18 protein-coding genes and 1 riboswitch are annotated in these 19,463 nt (G+C 45.3%); of the genes, 11 read left to right on the top strand and 7 right to left on the bottom strand.

Annotated features, from left to right (window positions below; translation table 11 throughout):
- Positions 1-9 precede the first annotated feature (9 nt).
- Positions 10-453 carry an Hsp20 family protein gene (locus L4D78_RS19475; RefSeq protein WP_428468479.1) on the top strand — a complete coding sequence of 148 codons (444 nt, stop codon included), beginning with the start codon at positions 10-12 and terminating at the stop codon, positions 451-453.
- Between the two features lie 126 nt (positions 454-579).
- Here L4D78_RS19475 and L4D78_RS19470 read toward each other — a convergent pair whose 3' ends face one another.
- The 3 genes from L4D78_RS19470 to glyQ form a co-directional block, all read right to left on the bottom strand.
- A complete protein-coding gene (locus L4D78_RS19470) occupies positions 580-1,848 on the bottom strand; it encodes a valine--pyruvate transaminase (RefSeq protein ID WP_428468478.1) in 1,269 nt (422 codons plus the stop codon).
- Positions 1,849-2,166: 318 nt separating this feature from the next.
- Positions 2,167-4,233 carry a glycine--tRNA ligase subunit beta gene (gene glyS, locus L4D78_RS19465; RefSeq protein WP_428468477.1) on the bottom strand — a complete coding sequence of 689 codons (2,067 nt, stop codon included), beginning with the start codon at positions 4,231-4,233 and terminating at the stop codon, positions 2,167-2,169.
- 2 nt (positions 4,234-4,235) lie between these two features.
- Positions 4,236-5,159 carry a glycine--tRNA ligase subunit alpha gene (gene glyQ, locus L4D78_RS19460; protein WP_428468476.1) on the bottom strand — a complete coding sequence of 308 codons (924 nt, stop codon included), beginning with the start codon at positions 5,157-5,159 and terminating at the stop codon, positions 4,236-4,238.
- 284 nt (positions 5,160-5,443) lie between these two features.
- On the opposite strand from glyQ, the gene L4D78_RS19455 reads away from it, so the two are divergent.
- From L4D78_RS19455 to L4D78_RS19445, 3 genes are all read left to right on the top strand, one after another.
- The gene (locus L4D78_RS19455; RefSeq protein WP_428468475.1) at positions 5,444-6,133 is read left to right on the top strand and encodes a YiaD family glycine zipper/OmpA-like lipoprotein; all 690 of its coding nucleotides are present in this window, start codon (positions 5,444-5,446) and stop codon (positions 6,131-6,133) included.
- An 87-nt stretch (positions 6,134-6,220) separates the two neighbouring features.
- Positions 6,221-6,323, top strand: a riboswitch (yybP-ykoY riboswitch).
- Between the two features lie 92 nt (positions 6,324-6,415).
- Positions 6,416-6,973 carry a TMEM165/GDT1 family protein gene (locus L4D78_RS19450; RefSeq protein ID WP_428468474.1) on the top strand — a complete coding sequence of 186 codons (558 nt, stop codon included), beginning with the start codon at positions 6,416-6,418 and terminating at the stop codon, positions 6,971-6,973.
- A gap of 150 nt (positions 6,974-7,123) precedes the next feature.
- A complete protein-coding gene (locus tag L4D78_RS19445; RefSeq protein ID WP_428468473.1) occupies positions 7,124-7,372 on the top strand; it encodes a hypothetical protein in 249 nt (82 codons plus the stop codon).
- A 51-nt stretch (positions 7,373-7,423) separates the two neighbouring features.
- Here the strand turns inward: L4D78_RS19445 and tusA are convergent, their stop codons facing one another.
- A complete protein-coding gene (tusA, locus tag L4D78_RS19440) occupies positions 7,424-7,672 on the bottom strand; it encodes a sulfurtransferase TusA (protein WP_428458623.1) in 249 nt (82 codons plus the stop codon).
- Between the two features lie 143 nt (positions 7,673-7,815).
- Here tusA and L4D78_RS19435 point away from each other — a divergent pair, with 143 nt between their 5' ends.
- Together L4D78_RS19435 and L4D78_RS19430 are read left to right on the top strand one after the other, a co-directional pair.
- Complete coding sequence (locus L4D78_RS19435) at positions 7,816-7,992, top strand: hypothetical protein (RefSeq protein WP_428458624.1); 177 nt, start codon at positions 7,816-7,818, stop codon at positions 7,990-7,992.
- A gap of 130 nt (positions 7,993-8,122) precedes the next feature.
- Positions 8,123-9,064: a LysR family transcriptional regulator gene (locus L4D78_RS19430; protein WP_428468472.1), complete on the top strand. Its 942-nt coding sequence runs from the start codon at positions 8,123-8,125 to the stop codon at positions 9,062-9,064.
- Positions 9,065-9,114: 50 nt separating this feature from the next.
- Here the strand turns inward: L4D78_RS19430 and acuI are convergent, their stop codons facing one another.
- The 3 genes from acuI to fadB form a co-directional block, all read right to left on the bottom strand.
- Positions 9,115-10,095 (bottom strand): acrylyl-CoA reductase (NADPH), encoded by a 981-nt coding sequence (gene acuI, locus L4D78_RS19425; protein WP_428468471.1) that lies wholly within the window; start codon positions 10,093-10,095, stop codon positions 9,115-9,117.
- A 172-nt stretch (positions 10,096-10,267) separates the two neighbouring features.
- Positions 10,268-11,434, bottom strand: coding sequence for an acetyl-CoA C-acyltransferase FadA (gene fadA / locus L4D78_RS19420; RefSeq protein ID WP_428468470.1), 1,167 nt, complete (start codon positions 11,432-11,434; stop codon positions 10,268-10,270).
- 27 nt (positions 11,435-11,461) lie between these two features.
- Positions 11,462-13,624, bottom strand: coding sequence for a fatty acid oxidation complex subunit alpha FadB (gene fadB, locus L4D78_RS19415; protein ID WP_428468469.1), 2,163 nt, complete (start codon positions 13,622-13,624; stop codon positions 11,462-11,464).
- 350 nt (positions 13,625-13,974) lie between these two features.
- Here fadB and L4D78_RS19410 point away from each other — a divergent pair, with 350 nt between their 5' ends.
- The 5 genes from L4D78_RS19410 to hemG all read left to right on the top strand — a co-directional run bounded on the left by L4D78_RS19410 (position 13,975) and on the right by hemG (position 19,154).
- A complete protein-coding gene (locus L4D78_RS19410) occupies positions 13,975-15,852 on the top strand; it encodes a S8 family peptidase (protein WP_428468468.1) in 1,878 nt (625 codons plus the stop codon).
- A 3-nt stretch (positions 15,853-15,855) separates the two neighbouring features.
- On the top strand, positions 15,856-16,359 hold the full coding sequence (locus tag L4D78_RS19405; protein ID WP_428468467.1) for a hypothetical protein: 504 nt from the start codon (positions 15,856-15,858) through the stop codon (positions 16,357-16,359).
- 126 nt (positions 16,360-16,485) lie between these two features.
- Complete coding sequence (locus L4D78_RS19400) at positions 16,486-17,109, top strand: YigZ family protein (protein WP_428468466.1); 624 nt, start codon at positions 16,486-16,488, stop codon at positions 17,107-17,109.
- Between the two features lie 51 nt (positions 17,110-17,160).
- Positions 17,161-18,618 carry a TrkH family potassium uptake protein gene (locus L4D78_RS19395; RefSeq protein WP_428468465.1) on the top strand — a complete coding sequence of 486 codons (1,458 nt, stop codon included), beginning with the start codon at positions 17,161-17,163 and terminating at the stop codon, positions 18,616-18,618.
- An 11-nt stretch (positions 18,619-18,629) separates the two neighbouring features.
- Positions 18,630-19,154: a menaquinone-dependent protoporphyrinogen IX dehydrogenase gene (gene hemG / locus L4D78_RS19390; RefSeq protein WP_428468464.1), complete on the top strand. Its 525-nt coding sequence runs from the start codon at positions 18,630-18,632 to the stop codon at positions 19,152-19,154.
- Positions 19,155-19,463 lie beyond the last annotated feature (309 nt).

Genomic DNA, 19,463 nt, shown 5'->3' with positions numbered 1-19,463 from the left:
GATAATTCCATGCGTAATGTAGATTTCACTCCTCTATACCGTTCTGCTATTGGCTTTGATCGTCTGTTTAACCAGATGGAAAAGAATGCCGCTAATGCCAATGCGGGTTACCCTCCGTACAATATTGAGCAACAAGACGAGAACCATTACCGTATTACGATGGCAGTGGCTGGTTTTGCTGAGCAGCAAATTGATATCACTCAACAACAGAACAAGCTTATTGTGTGTGGTACGCGAGAGGCGACCGAAGGTGATGCACGACAGTATCTCTATCAAGGGATTGCTGAACGCGATTTTGAGCGTAAATTTCAATTGGCTGACTATGTAAAAGTAGTAGGTGCACAGATGGAAAATGGCTTGCTACATATCGAGCTTGAACGAGAAATTCCGGAAGAGCAAAAACCACGTAAGATCGCGATTAACGGCAGTCGTCACCTCATTGAAGGCGAATAAGCCAAGCTTAATACCTTCGAGTAAATAGCGAAGTATAGATGTGTGAAAGGCCAGCATTGCTGGCCTTTAATGTTTGGTGTGATGTTTCACGTGAAACTAACACCCGAGGTATCACCGTTGTTCAGCTTAGTTTTGGCTGCTTTGCTTACTCGCTGAATATGCTTTCTCTACTTCTTCTGCAATAATCGCAATTCCACGTTGCATGACCGCGTCCTCTTGCACATAGTTCATTCGTAAGCATTCATGACCATGTTGCCAATCATCTTCTAAACCAATAAAGAAATATTCACCAGGAACAATCAGTACCCCTCGTGCTTTTAAGCGGTTATAAAGTTCCATCGTACTGATGGGTAAATCCTTAAACCACAGCCATAAGAACATGGCACCTTCTGGTTTGTGGATACGAAACCGTGGGTCGGTAATTGCCTGTTGCAATAGGTTAACCGCATATTGAGATTTACGCAGATAGAAAGGTTTGATCACATCTTCGCTCAAGCGCAGTAGATCATGTTGTTCAATCATCTTATGCGCAATCGCCGGACCAACACTGCCAGGTGCCAGACTGAGCACTCCATTCATATTGGCAACGGCTGTGGCGATTTCTTCTTTGGCGACGACAATGCCACAACGTACACCGGGTAGGCCAAGCTTCGATAAGCTCATGCAGAGAATGGTATTGTCATTCCAAAACGGGGTGACGTCTTCAAAGATAATATCTGGGAATGGCATGCCATAGGCATTATCGATGATTAATGGAATGTCATGCTCACGGGCTAATTGATCCAGGTGGGCGACTTCCTCATCGGTTAAGACGTTTCCGGTTGGGTTCGTCGGTCTTGATGCACAAATCGCCCCAATCGAATTATCGACAACGAGCTCGCTAAAGTCGATATGGTATTTGAATAAGCCATTTTCAAGTAAGCTGATTTCAGGTCGGTAAGAGATGAACATATCATCGCTTAATCCTGAGTCGCCGTAGCCAATGTATTCTGGTGCAAGCGGTAAGAGTACCTTCTTCTTTGTTCCGTTTTCGAAATCACCAGCCAGTAAATTGAAGAGATTAAAGAAGGCGCTTTGGCTACCATTGGTCAATGCGATATTTTTAGCACTGATGTCCCAGCCGTAGCGCGCTTGTAACAACAAGGCGAGGGCATTGATGAAGGTGTTTTTACCTTGGGGACCATCATAGTTAGTCAGTGCTTGGGTCAGTTCACCGCTTGCTGCCATTTGGCTTGTGAGTTGGTTAAAGTACTCGACCATCTCAGGGATCTGCGCAGGGTTGCCACCACCAAGCATGATTGCTTCTGGGTTGCGTAAACCTTCATTTAGATCATCCATTAACTGGGTGATACCTGAATAGCGGGCGAACTTGTCACCGAATGTAGAAAACTCCATCTTTACATCTGACCTCGGTCTACTGTTTTATCTTATACGATAGGGGAATTAGTAATGTCGTGCTTGCAATCAACATACCCTAATGTTTTGCCAAGGGGAACCCTTTAAGAATAGGTGAAGTCTGGTAGGATGTTTCACGTGAAACTCAACAGATATGAGCGGGACTTTCTGGGGAGGTGAGTACTATTATATGTTTGAGACCTATCCTGTTTTAGGCCGAGTGTTTCATGTGAAACAGCAAAGAGTGTTCGTTGCTTCATGCTACTGGCATAAAAAACCCCGGCAAGCCGGGGTTTGGTCATACTGATTTGGACGTGATTATTTCTGCAGAACAGAAATATCAGCAATCTGTAGGAATAGGTTACGTAGGTTGTTCAGTAGCGTTAGACGGTTCTTTTTAAGCGCTTCGTCATCAGCCATAACCATTACGTTATCGAAGAATGCATCTACTGGTTCACGTAGATCAGCAAGCTTGCTTAGGGCTTCTTGGTAGTTGCCTGTCGCGAATGCTGGTTCTAGAGCTTCAGTCATTACTTCAACGTTTTCAGCTAGTGCTTTCTCTGCGTCTTCTTGAAGAAGAGTTAGGTCGATCTCAGCGGGTAGCTCGCCATCGAATTTCGCAAGGATGTTACCTACACGCTTATTCGCTGCTGCAAGTGCTTCTGCTGCTTCCAGTTCACGGAAGTGAGAAACCGCTTTAACACGTTGGTCAAAGTCAGCTGGCTTAGTTGGACGACGTGCTAGTACTGCTTGGATGATATCAACGCTGAAACCAGCATCTTGGTACCATGCGCGGAAACGACCTAGCATGAAGTCGATAACGTCAGCTTCTACGTTGTCGTTGGTCAGCTTGTCACCTAGTAGCTCTTTCGCTTTACCGATTAGATCGGTTAGGTCTAGGTTGTAGCCGTTTTCAACGATGATACGTAGCACACCTAGTGATGCACGACGTAGCGCGAATGGGTCAGAACCTTTTGGTGCTTGGCCAATACCGAAGATACCAACAATAGTATCTAGCTTGTCTGCCATTGCTACTGCAGAAGAAATACCTGTGCTTGGTAGTGTGTCACCCGCGAAACGAGGCATGTACTGCTCGTAAAGCGCTAGTGCTACTTGCTCATCTTCACCATCGTGAGTGGCGTAGTGCATGCCCATTACACCTTGAGTATCCGTGAATTCGAATACCATAGATGTCATTAGGTCACACTTAGCCAGTAGGCCTGCACGCTTAGATTTCTCAACGTCAGCATCGATTTGCTCAGCAATGTAGCCAGCAAGTTCAGTGATGCGGTCTGTTTTATCTTTGATCGTACCCAGTTGCTTCTGGAAGATAGCTTGGTCTAGTTCAGGTAGGCGATCGATAAGCGGACGCTTACGGTCTGTATTGAAGAAGAATTCAGCATCAGCAAGACGAGGGCGTACAACCTTTTCGTTACCTTCGATAACGTGGCGAGGCTCTTTAGACTCGATGTTAGATACGAAGATAAAGTTCGGTAGAAGGTTTTTCTCTGCATCATATACAGGGAAGTACTTCTGGTCGCCTTTCATGGTGTAAACCAAGGCTTCAGAAGGCACTTTTAGGAACTCTTGTTCAAACTTAGCAGTAAGCACTACTGGCCATTCAACCAGAGATGCTACTTCTTCAACAAGGTCGTCTTCTAGATCTGCAATACCGCCAACAGCTTCAGCTGCTTTTTTAGCATCAGCAAGGATGATCGCTTTACGCGCATCGTAATCTGCCATGACTTTACCGCGCTCTTCTAGGATCGCAGGGTATTGGTCAGCAGAGTCGATAGTGAACTCTTGTTCGCCCATAAAACGGTGGCCACGGATAGTACGAGCAGAAGCTACGCCTAGGATTTTGCCTTCAACAAGCTCATCGCCTAGTAGTACTGTCAGTGTTTTCACTGGACGGATAAATTGAATGTCTGAGTTACCCCAGCGCATTGCTTTAGGAATTGGTAGGCCAGCTAGTGCTTTCGCAGCGATGTCCATCACCAATTCTTGAACTGGTTTGCCAGCCACTTCTTGTTTGAAAAGAAGCCACTCGCCTTTGTCTGTTTTCAGACGGTCAGCTTGTTCTACAGTAATACCGTTACCACGAGCCCAGCCTTGAGCTGCTTTGGTTGGGTTTCCGTCTGCATCAAATGCGACAGAAATAGCAGGACCGCGTTTTTCAACGACTTTGTCTGCTTGGCCTTCAGCCAGTGCAGTTACTTTAAGTGCTAGACGGCGAGGGGCTGCGTACCACTTGATGCCTTCGTGAGAAAGCTCAGCAGATTTTAAGCCTGCTTCAAAGTTAGCTGCAAACGCTTCAGCGAGAGAACGAAGTGCTGTTGGTGGAAGCTCTTCAGTCCCTAATTCAATGAGGAAATTCTTAGACATGATTACTTCACCTCATCCTTGTTCTTTAGCATAGGGAAGCCAAGTGCTTCACGTGATGCGTAGTATGCTTCTGCAACGGCTTTAGTCAGGTTGCGAATACGAAGGATGTAACGTTGACGTTCGGTAACAGAGATCGCTTTACGCGCATCAAGGATGTTGAATGCGTGGCCCGCTTTTAGAATGCGCTCGTAAGCAGGAAGCGGTAAGGGCTTCTCAAGCTCTAGTAGCTCTTTACACTCTTTTTCACACTGGTCGAAGAAAGTGAATAGGAAGTCTACGTCTGCGTGCTCGAAGTTGTACGTTGATTGCTCAACTTCGTTCTGGTGGAAGATGTCACCGTAAGTCACGTTAGAGCCGTCTGGTGCTACGTTCCATACAAGGTCGTAAACTGAATCTACTTCTTGAATATACATTGCTAGACGTTCGATACCGTAAGTGATTTCGCCAGTCACAGGCTTACACTCTAGACCGCCAACCTGTTGGAAGTAAGTGAATTGAGTCACTTCCATACCATTTAGCCATACTTCCCAGCCAAGACCCCAGGCACCCAATGTTGGGTTTTCCCAGTTATCTTCTACGAAGCGAATATCGTGAACGAGTGGGTCGACACCAAGTACTTCAAGAGAGCCTAAGTACAACTCCTGAATGTTGTCTGGAGATGGCTTCAGAGCAACTTGGAATTGATAGTAGTGCTGCAGACGGTTCGGGTTTTCACCGTAACGACCATCGGTCGGACGACGAGAAGGTTGAACGTATGCCGTAGACATTGGCTCTGGACCAAGTGCACGTAGACATGTCATTGGGTGAGAGGTGCCAGCACCTACTTCCATATCCAAAGGTTGAACAATAGTACAACCGTTTTGAGCCCAATAATCCTGCAGCGCGAGGATCATGCCTTGAAAGGTTTTAATATCGTATTTCTGCATTGTCAGCTTCGCGTGATTAATGAATTTTTAATAACTATCCAGTATACCTCGACAGGCATTGCGCTAGTAGGTCTTGTGCATATTTTTTGGTCATCTTTAATGATTTTGCTTAAATTAGTTAGGTGGGAGTGATAACTAGGAATGATATTTTAGTGCTTTTTTACATTGTTCTGATATCAATTCAATTCCCAGCGTTACAATATTGTACTTTGGTATTTCATTATTAATGCCGCTAATGTTTTACGATGACATCGGCTCAAAGCCGAGACTATAGGGATGATAAGATGGATTTGAGTTTTTCACGCCGTTCTAGTAAGTGGGCGCGCAATGTTGTATTGGCATCGGCTATCACTGTTGTGGCAACAGGGTGTACGACAACTAACCCGTATTCGGGGGAAGAGCAAACATCGAAAGCAACGGGCGGCGCATTAATTGGCGCTGTAACAGGTGCTGCGATTGGTGTTGCCTCATCGAGTAAAAGTGATCGTGGTAAGGGTGCCTTGATTGGTGCTGCATCTGGTGCGGCATTAGGTGGCGGCATTGGTTACTACATGGATGTTCAAGAAGCAGAGTTACGTAAGCAACTGCAATCATCAGGTATTAGTGTTACCCGTGATGGCGACAACATTGTGTTGAATATGCCAAATGAAATTACCTTTGGTGTTGATCAAACTGACTTGAGTACGCGAGCGAAGAAGGCGTTGTATAACGTGGCTATCGTCGCGAAAGAGTACGATAAGACAATACTGAATGTGTACGGCTTTACGGATAGTACTGGTGCAGCATCTTATAACCTACGTCTTTCTCAAGTACGTGCGAGTGAGGTGACTAACCAGTTAGTACGTGATGGTGTGTCGGGCAATCGTATTGTGACGAAAGGGATGGGGGAAGCGCATCCAGTTTCATCTAATAGCAATGAACAAGGCCGTGCTGAAAACCGCCGAGTTGAAATTGTGCTTAGCCCAACATCATAAGTTGGTCTGAGACAATGTAAAGAAAGAGCCAAAGGGCTCTTTTTTTTTGGCTTGATCCCGGTGTCAAAGCTGGTTAGAATTCTGGCTCCTTTGGGGAGTAGCTTCTCGCGCTAGCGAGATAAACGTCAACATAATTGAAGCAAAATCTTCATGGCGTTTATGACTCACACTTTATCCTACTAGTGAGTTTAGCGAGACCATTGGCAAACCAGCATGAACCGGGGTGGGGCGTGCACGTTTGTCTATGGTTCAAATAATTATCCTCGCCCCCAAGAGCATGTTTTGAGCGTTTTAGCTATTTCAATTACTACTGTTGCTTTGGCCGAAATTGGGGATAAAACCCAGTTGTTGTCGTTGCTGCTAGCCAGCCGTTATCGTAAACCCGTACCAATCATTTTAGCTATATTCTTTGCCACCATTGCCAATCATGCTTTAGCTGCCTGGCTCGGTGTTGTAGTGGCTGATTTTTTAACGCCAGAAATATTAAAGTGGACATTGGTTATTAGCTTTGTGGCAATGGCTGGTTGGATTTTAATTCCAGATAAGCTCGATGATGATGAAAAAATATCGAATAGAGGCCCATTTGTGGCGAGTTTTATTGCTTTTTTTATTGCTGAAATTGGGGATAAAACGCAAGTTGCAACAACCATGTTGGGGGCTAAATACAATGATGCTTTGTTATTAGTCGTGTTGGGTACAACAATAGGCATGTTGCTCGCGAATGTACCTGTGGTCTTAATTGGTAAGCTTTCTGCCGATAAAATGCCATTGGATTTGATCCGAAAAATCACCGCGTTATTATTTTTTGGCTTGGCGATTGTGGCGGGTATTGGCTTGTAGGTTATTGGTGAGTTTCACGTGAAACAACCTTTCTGTTGAGAGTTATGACAAAAAGGCAATAGCCAGATAAAGTGTGACATTAGTTGCAGAGTCTTTTTGTGCCTCATGCTATGGTGAGTTTAAGGTCACTAACATCTGTTTGGAGGGGTTATGGGTCGTTTTCTTGCAGTATCACCTCAAAGCCAGTTTTGGTTATTCAACACGGCTTTGGCTTTGAATATTCTGGGTATGGTTTTGACCGATATGTGGTTGCCTATGGTTGTCGGTGCGATTGTGACGACTTACTTGTCTGTAGATGCTTTGGTACGGCTTCGCTATGTCGCACCATTGAAGAAAGAAATCTACAAACTGAGGCAAGAGTTAGATAGAGCGAATCAACAGCTGCGTGAGTATAACTAAACTCTAAACATTGAATGAATATACAAAAGGCAGCTCATTGAGCTGCCTTTTTTAATTGGTGCCTTTTTTGATGAGAAAGCGATAAGGAAGGGTATCGGTTTCAGAGGCAACAAGTGTGTGATCCATGAAGCGACAAAAGCTTGGAATATCACGTGTTGTTGAAGGATCATCCGCTACGACCAAAAGAGTATCGCCTTCAGCCATCTTTCTGACTGTCTTACGTACCATCATGACAGGTTCTGGGCAGCGAAGTCCTTCTGCTTCCAAGTTATGAGTTGGGTTGTCAAAAATTGCAGTCATTGTCTTCACACCTTTCTTTGAAGCCGATGATGATACTGATGAATAATAATTAATCAATAAGGGTTGGCAAAAGGGAATAAACTGTGTAACTTATTTAACAAGTCATTAACGTTTTTTCTTCTGAAGGATTAGGAGGGGCTATTATGTTGACTCAGATGGATCGCTTAACAATTTACTGTGTGTTGTGCTTTATTACGTTTTGTTCTTTAGTGCTGCGTACCCCTAATGATATGAGTGTCTTCGCGCTTGGCGGCTTAATTGCAGCAGCGTTGGGTCTCTGGGTTGAACTAACCAATTCGCCAGAGCTTGAAGAAGAATAAAGAAGAAGCGCTCACTTATTCAAATCTACTACACTCCCCCCAGTTTTCTTGGGCTTCCCCGCTTTTATAGCGGGATTTTTTTTATCTGACACGACATAATGTTGTTTCTATTGATAGAGAAAGGTTAGCTATGGAGCTTGAAGAAGTTTATCGTCGTGATTTGAACCTATTGGTAGCATTAAAGGTACTGCTTGACGAAGGTAGCGTGAGTAAAGCGGCGGTACGGCTGAACCTTAGCCAGTCGGCGATGAGCCGTGTTTTAGGGCGGCTGCGCGAGCTTATCGGTGATCCTTTATTTACACGTCAAGGACAGCGCCTATTACCCACTCAGCGGGCATTAGAGTTAAACGAACTACTCAATGAACCACTAGAGGCTATGCGCACATTACTAACGCCAAATGATTTTCGGCCTCAGGAGTGCGAGCAGCACTTTGTTATTGCGACCACAGATTACGCGATGCAAACCATTCTTCCGTTTGCGTTACCGCGTATATATAGCGAAGCGCCGGGTATATCGTTAGAGTTTGCACCGTTACAACACGATCATTTATTAGCCCAGCTCACCACTGATGGGTGTGATATGGCGATATGCCATCCTACCGGGCCTGTTGATCCACTTGGCAGTGAGCATTTGGGGTTAGTGAGTGTGTTCTGCATGTTATCGAAACACCATCCTTTGGCTGGTATCGATCTTACGCTGGATGACTACCTTCATTATCCCCATGCAATGATTGCGATTAGTGATGGCGTGAAAACATTAATTGATGATGCGCTACGTGGTTACCCTGGTCGAAAAATGGTATTGAGGGCCTATCATCTAGAAGCGGCTCTGGCGGTTGTCGATAGTATGCCACTGATCATCACCGTGCCAGCTGATTTGGCTTACTTGGTTGCAGAGAAACATGATTTGGTGGTGAAGCCGTTACCGTTTAAATTCAGCCCGTTTGATTATTCGCTAATTTGGCATCCGCGTTGTGAACATTCAGCATCGCAAATTTGGTTACGTAAGTTGATCAAAGAAGAGTGCGGTAAGCTAATAGATAAACGAATACATGATATGGGATTGGTTTAAGCAAAAAGACCAGCAAGGGCTGGTCTTTTGGTATTCGAGAAAACGAATAATTATAGTTTGATCACTACACGGCCAGTGATCTGACCGTTGGTAATGTCTTCCGCTGCTTGTGCAACCTCTTCTAGGGTGATTTCGCGGCATGCTTGCTGGAAATAGCTGGCTGGCAATATGTCAGTTAGCTTCTGCCACGCTTGTTGGCGTTTTTCAAATGGGCACGACACTGAATCGACACCTTGTAGGCGTACGTTACGTAAAATGAATGGCATTACGGTCGTCGGTAAGTCAAAACCACCGGCTAAACCACATGCTGCGACAGCACCGTTGTAGTCCATTTGTGCTAATACTTTGGTCAATACCTTACTGCCGACGGTATCGACGGCACCAGCCCACACTTGTTTTTCAAGTGGGCGCGCTGGCTCTTCAAATTCGCTGCGTTCGATAATGCGTGAAGCGCCTAATTCTTTCAGTAATGGGCCATTGATTTCACTACGACCAGTGACTGCCGCGACTTGGTAACCAAGCTGCGAAAGAAGGGCGACGGTAACAGAGCCTACACCACCGCTGGCGCCGGTTACTAATACTTCACCCGCTTCTGGTTTTACATCTGCATCAATCAAGGCTTGCACACACAGCATCGCCGTTAAACCTGCAGTACCCACCATCATGGCTTGTTTACCATCAAGGTTGGCTGGAAGTGGAACTAACCAGTCTGCTTTCAAGCGCGCTTTTTCAGCCATTCCACCCCAGTGGCCTTCACCGACGCCCCAACCGGTAAGAACGACCTTGTCGCCAGCCTGATAGCGGTCATCGGAAGACTCAGCAACCGTACCGGTTAAATCAATGCCAGGAACCATTGGGAATTGACGAACAATGCGACCTTTACCGGTAATGGCGAGACCATCTTTGTAGTTAAGAGAAGAGTAGTCAACGTTGATCAGTACATCGCCTTCAGGAAGCTGTGCTTCATCGACCTGTGTAATACCAGCGATAGTTTTTTTCTCTTCTTGGTTTAGAACCAGTGCCTTAAACATGGGTGTACTCCGAATTAAAAAAGCGCCTGTTATGGGGTAAGAGTGTAGTCTTGATGTCACTATGAATATAATGAAACTTTATCATTTAATATATGCGCAATATACATAGTGTGAGTAAGGACATATGGCAAGCAATAAAAAACCCGCCGAAGCGGGTTATAAAGCGTTTGTTTTATTTGACTCGCTCAAAGATTGTTGCGATACCTTGCCCGAGTCCGATGCACATTGTGGCTAAACCAAATTGGGCGTCATGATGCTCCATCAAATTGATCAATGTGGTGGAAATGCGTGAACCTGAACATCCGAGTGGGTGCCCAAGGGCTATCGCACCGCCATTCAAGTTAACTTTTTCATCGACTTTATCAAGTAGACCAAGATCTTTGGCACAAGGCAGTGACTGGGCAGCAAATGCTTCATTCAACTCAACGATACCAATGTCATCGATGGTTAAGCCTGCACGTTCAAGGGCTTTTTGGCTTGCTGGTACTGGACCGTATCCCATAATAGATGGGTCACAACCAGCAATGGCCATGGATTTGATACGTGCTCGAATGGTTAAGCCGAGCGCTTTAGCCTTTTCTTCACTCATAACAAGCATGGCCGACGCGCCGTCTGATAATGCGGATGATGTACCTGCAGTCACGGTACCATTGGCAGGATCAAAGACCGGACGCAAGCCAGATAGACCCTCAACGGTTGTTTCTGGACGGATCACTTCATCATTCTCAAAGGTGGTGAGAATGCCGTTTTCATCATGTCCTTCTGTTGGATAAATTTCGTTCTTAAAACGCCCCTCAATCGTTGCGGCGTGCGCTCGTTGGTGAGAGCGAGCGGCAAAGGCATCTTGCTGCTCTCGGTTAATACCGTGCATTTTACCTAGCATTTCTGCTGTTAGGCCCATCATACCCGCTGCTTTTGCAACAGACTTCGACATACCTGGGTGGAAATCAACACCGTGGGTCATTGGTACATGCCCCATGTGCTCAACACCACCAATGATGCAGGTATCAGCATCACCTACCATGATTGCGCGCGCAGCATCATGAAGCGCCTGCATCGATGAACCACACAATCGATTAACGGTGGTTGCACCAACATTATGAGGGATCCCTGCAAGTAGTGCGGCATTCCGACCAATATTAAAGCCTTGTTCCAGTGTTTGCTGCACGCAGCCCCAGTAAATGTCTTCGATACTGGCTGGGTCAACCTGTGGATTACGAGCCAATAAGCCTTTCATCAAGTGAGCGGAGAGATCTTCGGCACGTGTGTGCCTGTATGCTCCGCCTTTAGAGCGCCCCATCGGGGTGCGGATACAATCAACAATTACGACATTATTCATTTTATGTTCCTCATCCTTAAGCCACGGTTATGCATTATTAGGGGCAGGGTAATAAGTTTCGCCTTTTTCGGCTTTTTCTCTTAGCCCGTTAGGTACTTGATAAATCGCACCAAGGTGGGCTAGGGAATCGGCCAGTGCGACATAGTTATTTAGCCCTAACGTGTCTAGGTAACGGAATACACCACCACGGAAAGGAGGGAAGCCGAGTCCATACACCAATGCCATATCCGCATCGGCAGGGCTGGCAATAATGTTCTCTTCTAAACAACGAGCGACTTCATTAATCATGGGCACCATCATACGAGCGATAATGGCTTCGTCATCATACTGCTGGGTTGCTGTTGCAACTTGAGCAAGCAATCCGGCAACCTCTGGATCAATTGACTTCTTCGGTTTACCTTTGCGGTCAATCGAGTAGCTAAAGAAGCCTTTGCCATTTTTCTGGCCATAACGTTCGGTCTCAAACATTACATCGACAGCGTCTTTATAGTCTTTACCCATGCGCTCAGGGAAGCCTTCAGCCATAACTGCTTGCGCGTGATGTGCTGTATCGATACCGACTACATCCAGTAAGTACGCAGGGCCCATTGGCCAACCAAACTGTCGCTCCATGACTTTATCTACTTTGACAAAGTCAGCGCCATCGCGAAGTAACATGCTAAAGCCAGCAAAGTATGGGAACAGGACGCGGTTGACGAAGAAGCCCGGGCAGTCATTGACAACAATCGGGGATTTCCCCATTTTCGCAGCATAGGCGACCACTCGGTTGATCGTTTCATCTGAGGTTTTCTCGCCGCGAATAATTTCGACTAGTGGCATACGGTGCACAGGGTTAAAAAAGTGCATGCCACAGAAATTTTCTGGACGTTGGAGTGAAGCTGCCAGTAAATTGATTGGAATGGTTGAGGTATTCGAAGCGATGACGGTGTCGTCACTGACGTGTTGTTCAACATCGCTCAATACCGCAGCTTTGATTTTTGGATTCTCAACAACGGCTTCAATTACTACGTCAACGCCCTCGGCACCCGAGTAGTGAAGGCTAGGGGTGATCCCACTCAAGACTTTTGCCATTTTTAAGCCATCAATACGGCCACGTTCTAATTGTTTGTTGAGTAATTTTGCCGCTTCATTCATTCCTAGATCTAATGAGGTATCAGCAATATCTTTCATCAGCACGGGGACACCCTTGAGTGATGACTGGTAAGCGATACCACCCCCCATGATCCCTGCACCAAGTACCATGCCTTTTTGAGTCGGCTTTCCAGCCTTTACGGCTTGTTTGGCTTTCGCTTTTATATACTGATCATTAAGGAATATACCGACAAGCGCTTGTGCAATCTCGGTTTTAGCCAAAGTAACAAAGTATTTGTTTTCAATAGCAAGCGCTTCATCGCGTGAACAGCGTGCCGCTTCTTCAATGGTTTTCACTGCGGTAATGGGAGCCGGGTAATGTGGACCTGCAGCTTGGGATACCATGCCTTTTGCGACATTGAAGCTCATTGTGGCTTCTATTCTATTTAATTGTAGTGGGGCTTTTTTCTGGGCTCGACGTGATTGCCAGTCAAGTTTGCCGGCAATAGCATTCTTTAGCATGATGATAGCTGCGTCTTTAAGGATTGAAGGCTCAACGACAGCATCCACTAACCCCAACTTTAGAGCGTCGTTCGCTTTTTTATCTTTACCTGCAGTGATGATTTCCATTGCAGAATCGGCACCGATCAAGCGAGGTAAGCGTACTGTACCACCAAAACCAGGCATGATGCCGAGTTTGGTTTCAGGTAGGCCGATCCTAGCGGTGCTATCTGCTAGGCGAAAGTCAGTCGCTAGCACACATTCACAACCGCCACCTAATGCATGGCCGTTAATCGCGGAAAGTGTTGGAACAGGCAGATCTTCGAGTTTATTGAAAATATCATTAGCATGGCTAACCCACTGCGAAAGCTCTTCAGCGGGCTGCGCAAATAGACCAAGAAACTCGGTGATATCAGCACCGACAATAAAAGCGTCTTTATTGGATGTTAGCAGTAAGCCTTTAAGATCGGTTTGATGGTAGAGCACATTAAGAGCTTCGTTGAAGCTCTCTAATGTTTTGAGATCAAACTTATTTATTGAGCCTGGAGCATCGAGGTTCAGCTCCGCGATACCATCTTCCAGATAGCGTACGGATAGGGTTTCACCTTGGTAAATCATGTTCTATCTCCGTGAATTCCGGTTCTGTGCCGAATTTGATTGAACTGGTTTGACCTGTAACCAGGTTAAATAATAGTCTGAACCCGACTTGCAACAAATACAATAATTTTTTAAACATTTGTTTAACTTTGTGAAGGCGTAACTAAGCGTAAGAGCCGTTATAACCATAATGTGATGAATACGCGGAAGATTTTTTATACTTTTCTTTAACAATTTTGCAAGGTTGGGAAATGTTTCTCAAGCTTTGTCATTGATTTCACTGTCATCTGGCTATTTGCTATTTATCGATCGTAAATGGGATAGCCGTAGCATGGTGCTGTGGTTGTAATTCCATCGAAGGATCGACAAAGATGAAGAGTAAGCTGACAGTATTATCTGCGGCATTGGCGATAATATTGCCGATGAGCGGGCAGGCTGTAATGATGGTGAAACCATCACCTCACAATACCCCTGCAGTAGATTGGAGCTGGGTGCCTGATTTACCACCGGGTGATCCATTGTTCACCCACCAATGGCATTTGCGTAATACTGGGCAATCAGCATTTTCTCAGTCAGCAGGTACGGCTGGTCAAGATATGAACTTATGGCTGACTCACTTATTAGGTATCCATGGCGTGGGGGTCAATGTGGCTATCATTGATGATGGGTTGGAAATTGGCCATCCAGATCTAGCGGCGAATGTTCGTCCCGGATCTTGGGATTTGGTGAACAATGATAATGATCCAACCCCTGATGATCCATCAAATAACCACGGTACAGCTGTGGCTGGTCTAACTGCTGCTGTGGGGTGGAACGCTATAGGAGGGCGAGGTGTTGCACCTAAAGCTGGGTTAAAAGGGTTTAATTGGCTGTTGAATCAATCGGCTGAAGGTTGGTTGATGTCGCATGGCGCTGCAGTTAATACCCAGGATACCCGAGTGTTTAACCAGAGCTATGGTTATAGCACTATTTTCCCCATTGCTTACGACATGTCTGATCCCAAGTTAATGTTGGAAGAGCAAGTGTATGAGCAGGTAACGACAGCCTCGCATCAAGGGCGTGGCAGCTTGTTCATTAAATCCGCCGGCAATAGCTATAACTACTTTTATGGTTGGCTTGGAGCATCAATTGGTGCTGCTTATGTGCTACCGGGAGATTTTTTTGATAGCAATCGTATTGGGCCTGCTAATGCTGGTTTACCAATGCAAGACAGTAATCTGACGCCAACAAATGCAAATTATTGGAATGTCGTGATATCTGCTTTAAATGCTGATGGTAGGCTCGCTTCTTATAGTAGCGTGGGGGCAAATGTATTTGTTTCCGCCCCTGGTGGCGAATATGGAGAAATGAAGCCAGCAATGGTGACAACGGATTTGACAGGTTGTGATGCTGGTAGCAATGTGGCTGGTGGCGCTGGTAATACGCTGCATGGCGGTACGGAACTTGACCCAAACTGTGACTTTATGGGCACAATGAATGGTACGTCGTCAGCAGCACCGAACACTTCGGGCGCTGTGGCTTTGTTAATGTCGGCCAACCCTGCACTCAATTGGCGCGACATTCGCCATATTTTAGCTTCGACAGCGACTAAAACAGATCCTACTCATGCTGGCGTACCGTTGAGCTTCACTCAGTTTTCTGGTGAGGCCGTTACCTATGATGCAATTCCTGGTTGGCAGACAAACGCTGCTGGATACGATTTTCATAACTTCTATGGTTTTGGGCGAGTCAATATTGATGATGCGATCATGATGGCGTTGCAATACAGCCAGCCACTCCCACCACTTATTATTACCGACTGGTCAAGTCAAAGTGCAGACGTCTTGATACCAGATGCTGAACTGGCCGGGGTAACCAGCACGTTTGAGCAAATGAGCGATTTTGTCGTAGAAGCAGTGCAAATAAAGATAAACCTAGAGCATCAGCGTATACACGATCTTGCTATCGAGCTGGTATCACCGTCTGGTACTCGCAGTGTATTGCTTTCGCCTCGGACGGGGTTGGTTAGTCAATCGCTTGATACATCAATAAAGGGTTTTGAGCAGCAATTGATGCTGTCACACCAGTTCTATGGTGAATCAGCGAAAGGGGATTGGCAGCTTATTGTAAGAGATACAAATAAAGAAACAACGAGTTGGCTTGCTTACTTTGACCCAGAAAATATATTCCCCATTACACAGCCGAACAATACACAAGATGGCACCTTAACGTCATGGGATATTCGCTTCTTTGGACAGCAGGGAGAGTAGGAAATGAAATCACGTATTCGTACTAACGTCAGTATTATTGTCATGTCATTATCGATAGCAGCATTTAATGCGTCAGCGCAGGAAGTATTACCCTCTATACCACTAAGCCAGTTTTCACAGTGGGAGTCCGTTGGTGAAGTGGAAATTGCTGGAGAGCGGTATACAAAATTATATTCAGTGGACTCCGAGCGAAGGGGTATGCCTCAGCAGTTATCAATGGACGCAAGTGCATCACTTTTTGTTGGTGATACATTACTTGCGACTTCATCTGCTAATGGTCCGATGGAAGTATCTGGTGGCCTTTTCTTACGTTTAGCGCCGAGCGTAAACCCTAGTCAATTTGCACATAGCAGCCAGCTTGAAATTGTACATAGCGGAAGTGAAATTGTTCTGGTTCGAACAAAACAAGATCAAAACTTATTACCACTAATTTCATTGCTTGAAGCAGATACCCGTGTAGAGCAGGTAAGGTTAGAGTTAGTCGGGGGCACTAACCGGCCACAGTAGAATATTTAAGTACTAGTACTGTTTAATAAGGGGGCGTAAGCCCCTTTTCTTTTTTGGCCTGAGATCAGAGTGCTGCATTTGTGATATTCTGTCAGATTACCCATAGTCATTGCAGCACGGCGTGTTATGTCAGCATCTGAACCGTATTTGATCCCAGCCAGTGGGGCCACATTTGAAGAAGAAATAAAGAAGAGCCGCTTTATTACTTATTTAGCCCATACACCCAATATAATGGCTGCGAAGGCGTTTGTTCAGCACATAAAAGATAAACACTCCGATGCGAGGCATAATTGCTGGGCATTTGTTGCAGGTCGCCCTGAAAACTCCATGCTATGGGGATTTAGTGATGATGGTGAGCCGTCAGGTACCGCAGGGAAACCCATTCTAGCGCAGTTGAGCGGTTCGGGCGTTGGGGAAATTACTGCCGTTGTAACGCGATACTCCGGTGGGATCAAATTGGGTACTGGTGGTTTAGTTAAGGCATATGGTGGTGGTGTTCAGCAAGCTTTGGCGCTGCTTCAAACTACACAAAAGATAATAACCACAGAGCTGGTGCTGAGCTGTGAGTATAATCAAGTGTCGCTGGTGGAAACGTTGCTCGCAGAATATTCTGGCCGTCAAATAGAAGCTGAGTATGCGAATAAAGTTGATATGACTATTGAGTTAGATAGTCGCCAAGCGAATGAATTTAGGACCAAACTGATAAACCGTAGCGGTGGACAGATTGTTGCGGTAGGCAAGAGTGATTAAAACACTTTAGAAGCCTAGTATTTTTAATTAAGGATGAGAGCCGTATAGGCAATGCAATTTCGTTCCATAATCAGAATTGTCGGGCTATTGCTCGCATTATTCAGTGTCACTATGCTGGCACCTGCTTTAGTCGCGCTTGTTTATCGAGATGGTGCCGGCTTTCCTTTTGTTGTTACATTCTTCCTGCTTTTTGCTGGAGGCGCCCTGTTATGGGTACCTAACCGGCATTACCGGCGAGAACTAAAAGCCAGAGATGGCTTTCTTATCGTTGTTTTGTTCTGGACGGTTATCGGAAGTGCCGGAGCTGTGCCCTTTATTTTGGCGAAGACACCCGATTTATCAATAACTGACTCTTTCTTTGAATCATTCTCCGCGTTAACGACGACCGGAGCGACAGTTATTGTGGGCCTCGACTATTTACCCAAAGCGATCTTATTTTATCGTCAGCTACTGCAGTGGTTTGGTGGAATGGGGATCATTGTTTTGGCTGTAGCCATTTTACCTGTGCTTGGGATTGGTGGGATGCAGCTTTATCGAGCTGAGATACCTGGTCCAGTGAAAGACAGTAAAATGACGCCGAGAATCGCTGAGACAGCAAAAACATTGTGGTACATCTATTTAGCGTTGACCGTCAGTTGTGCTACAGCCTTTTGGTTGGCGGGTATGTCTGTATTCGATGCGATATCACACAGTTTTTCGACGGTGGCTATTGGTGGGTTCTCAACGCATGATGCCAGTATGGGGTATTTTGATAGCCCTACGATTAATATGATCACCGTTGTATTTCTATTGATATCTGCCTGTAACTTCTCACTGCATTTTGCCGCTTTTGCAAATGGTGGTGTACACCTAAGAACATATTGGCGAGACCCTGAATTCAGAGCATTTTTAGCAACCCAATTTATCTTGCTAGCGATATGTTTTAGCTTGCTACTAAAGCATCATTCTTATGATTCTTATTATGAAGCATTCGATCAGGCCTTATTCCAAACAGTGTCGATATCGACAACTGCGGGTTTTACCACGACAAGCTTTTCAGAATGGCCATTGTTTCTACCGGTATTATTACTTTTCTCCTCTTTTGTTGGAGGGTGTGCAGGCTCTACGGGGGGCGGCATAAAAGTAATTCGTATGCTCTTACTATTATTGCAAGGGGTCAGAGAGCTTAAACGACTTATTCACCCAAGAGCGGTTTACACCATCAAAGTCGGTAATAAAGCTTTGCCACAGCGTGTTGTTGATGCGGTTTGGGGGTTCTTTTCCGCATACGCGTTAGTTTTTGTTATATGTATGCTCGCTCTTATTGCGACCGGGCTTGATGAGTTAACTGCTTTTTCTGCGGTTGCGGCAACATTGAACAACTTAGGTCCGGGGCTGGGCGAGGTGGCTGTGCACTTTGGTGAAATTAATGATCCTGCTAAATGGGTGTTAGTTATTTCAATGTTATTTGGTCGTTTAGAGGTATTTACCTTATTGGTGCTATTTACCCCAACATTTTGGCGTAATTAATAGAGGAAAGCATGGAAAAAGTATTATTGCTCCACTCAAGCAGTGATGGGCAGACCGTCAAAATATTACGACGTATAGAAGAGGCACTTGGTGAAGACTGTGCTTGTGAGCTTGTTGATCTCAATAATGTAACTTCAGTGAACTTCGCAGATTATAGTCGTGTCCTAATTGGTGCATCTGTGCGCTATGGTCATTTGAATAAAAAGCTTTATCAATTTATAGAAAAGAACCTTACAGCGCTAGAGCAGGCTAAAGTTGGTTTTTTCTGCGTTAACCTTACTGCGAGAAAAGAAGGTAAGAATACGCCAGAAACCAGCGCTTATATGCTTAAGTTTCTTAAGCGATCACCTTGGCAACCTAAACTGCAAGCGGTATTTGCCGGTGCACTGCGCTATCCTCGCTATAATTGGCTTGATCGAGTCATGATTCAGCTCATTATGCGTATCACTGGTGGAGAAACCGATACGACAAAAGAGGTTGAATATACCGATTGGGAAAAAGTTAAGCAGTTTGCCAGCCAGTTTAAAGCTATATAAGTGTGTTTTTTGATGGGTTGGGTTAACTTTTGTTCAAAGAGGTTTTTTTTTTAAGTTTTTTAAAAAAGCCCCTTGCCAACGTGATCGAAGTCTCTATAATGCGACCTCACTGACACGGAGCACGGCAACTTAAGCCACTAACCAGTCAGTTTGTTCTTTAACAATTTGACCATGCAATCTGTGTGGGCACTCGTGAAAAAGTTAAGTCAAAAGATTTATCAATGAACTGAGTGACCAATACAAGATAATGAAAATTATTTTGGCACAGTCAATTCGAATGTCATGACTAGCTTCTAGACTAGCTTCTAG

Origin of the sequence: Photobacterium minamisatsumaniensis (assembly GCF_050336695.1) — a bacterium.
Lineage (GTDB): Bacteria > Pseudomonadota > Gammaproteobacteria > Enterobacterales > Vibrionaceae > Photobacterium > Photobacterium minamisatsumaniensis.
The sequence above is the reverse complement of the archived record's forward strand: the minus strand, read 5'-3'. Positions and strand labels throughout refer to the sequence as shown.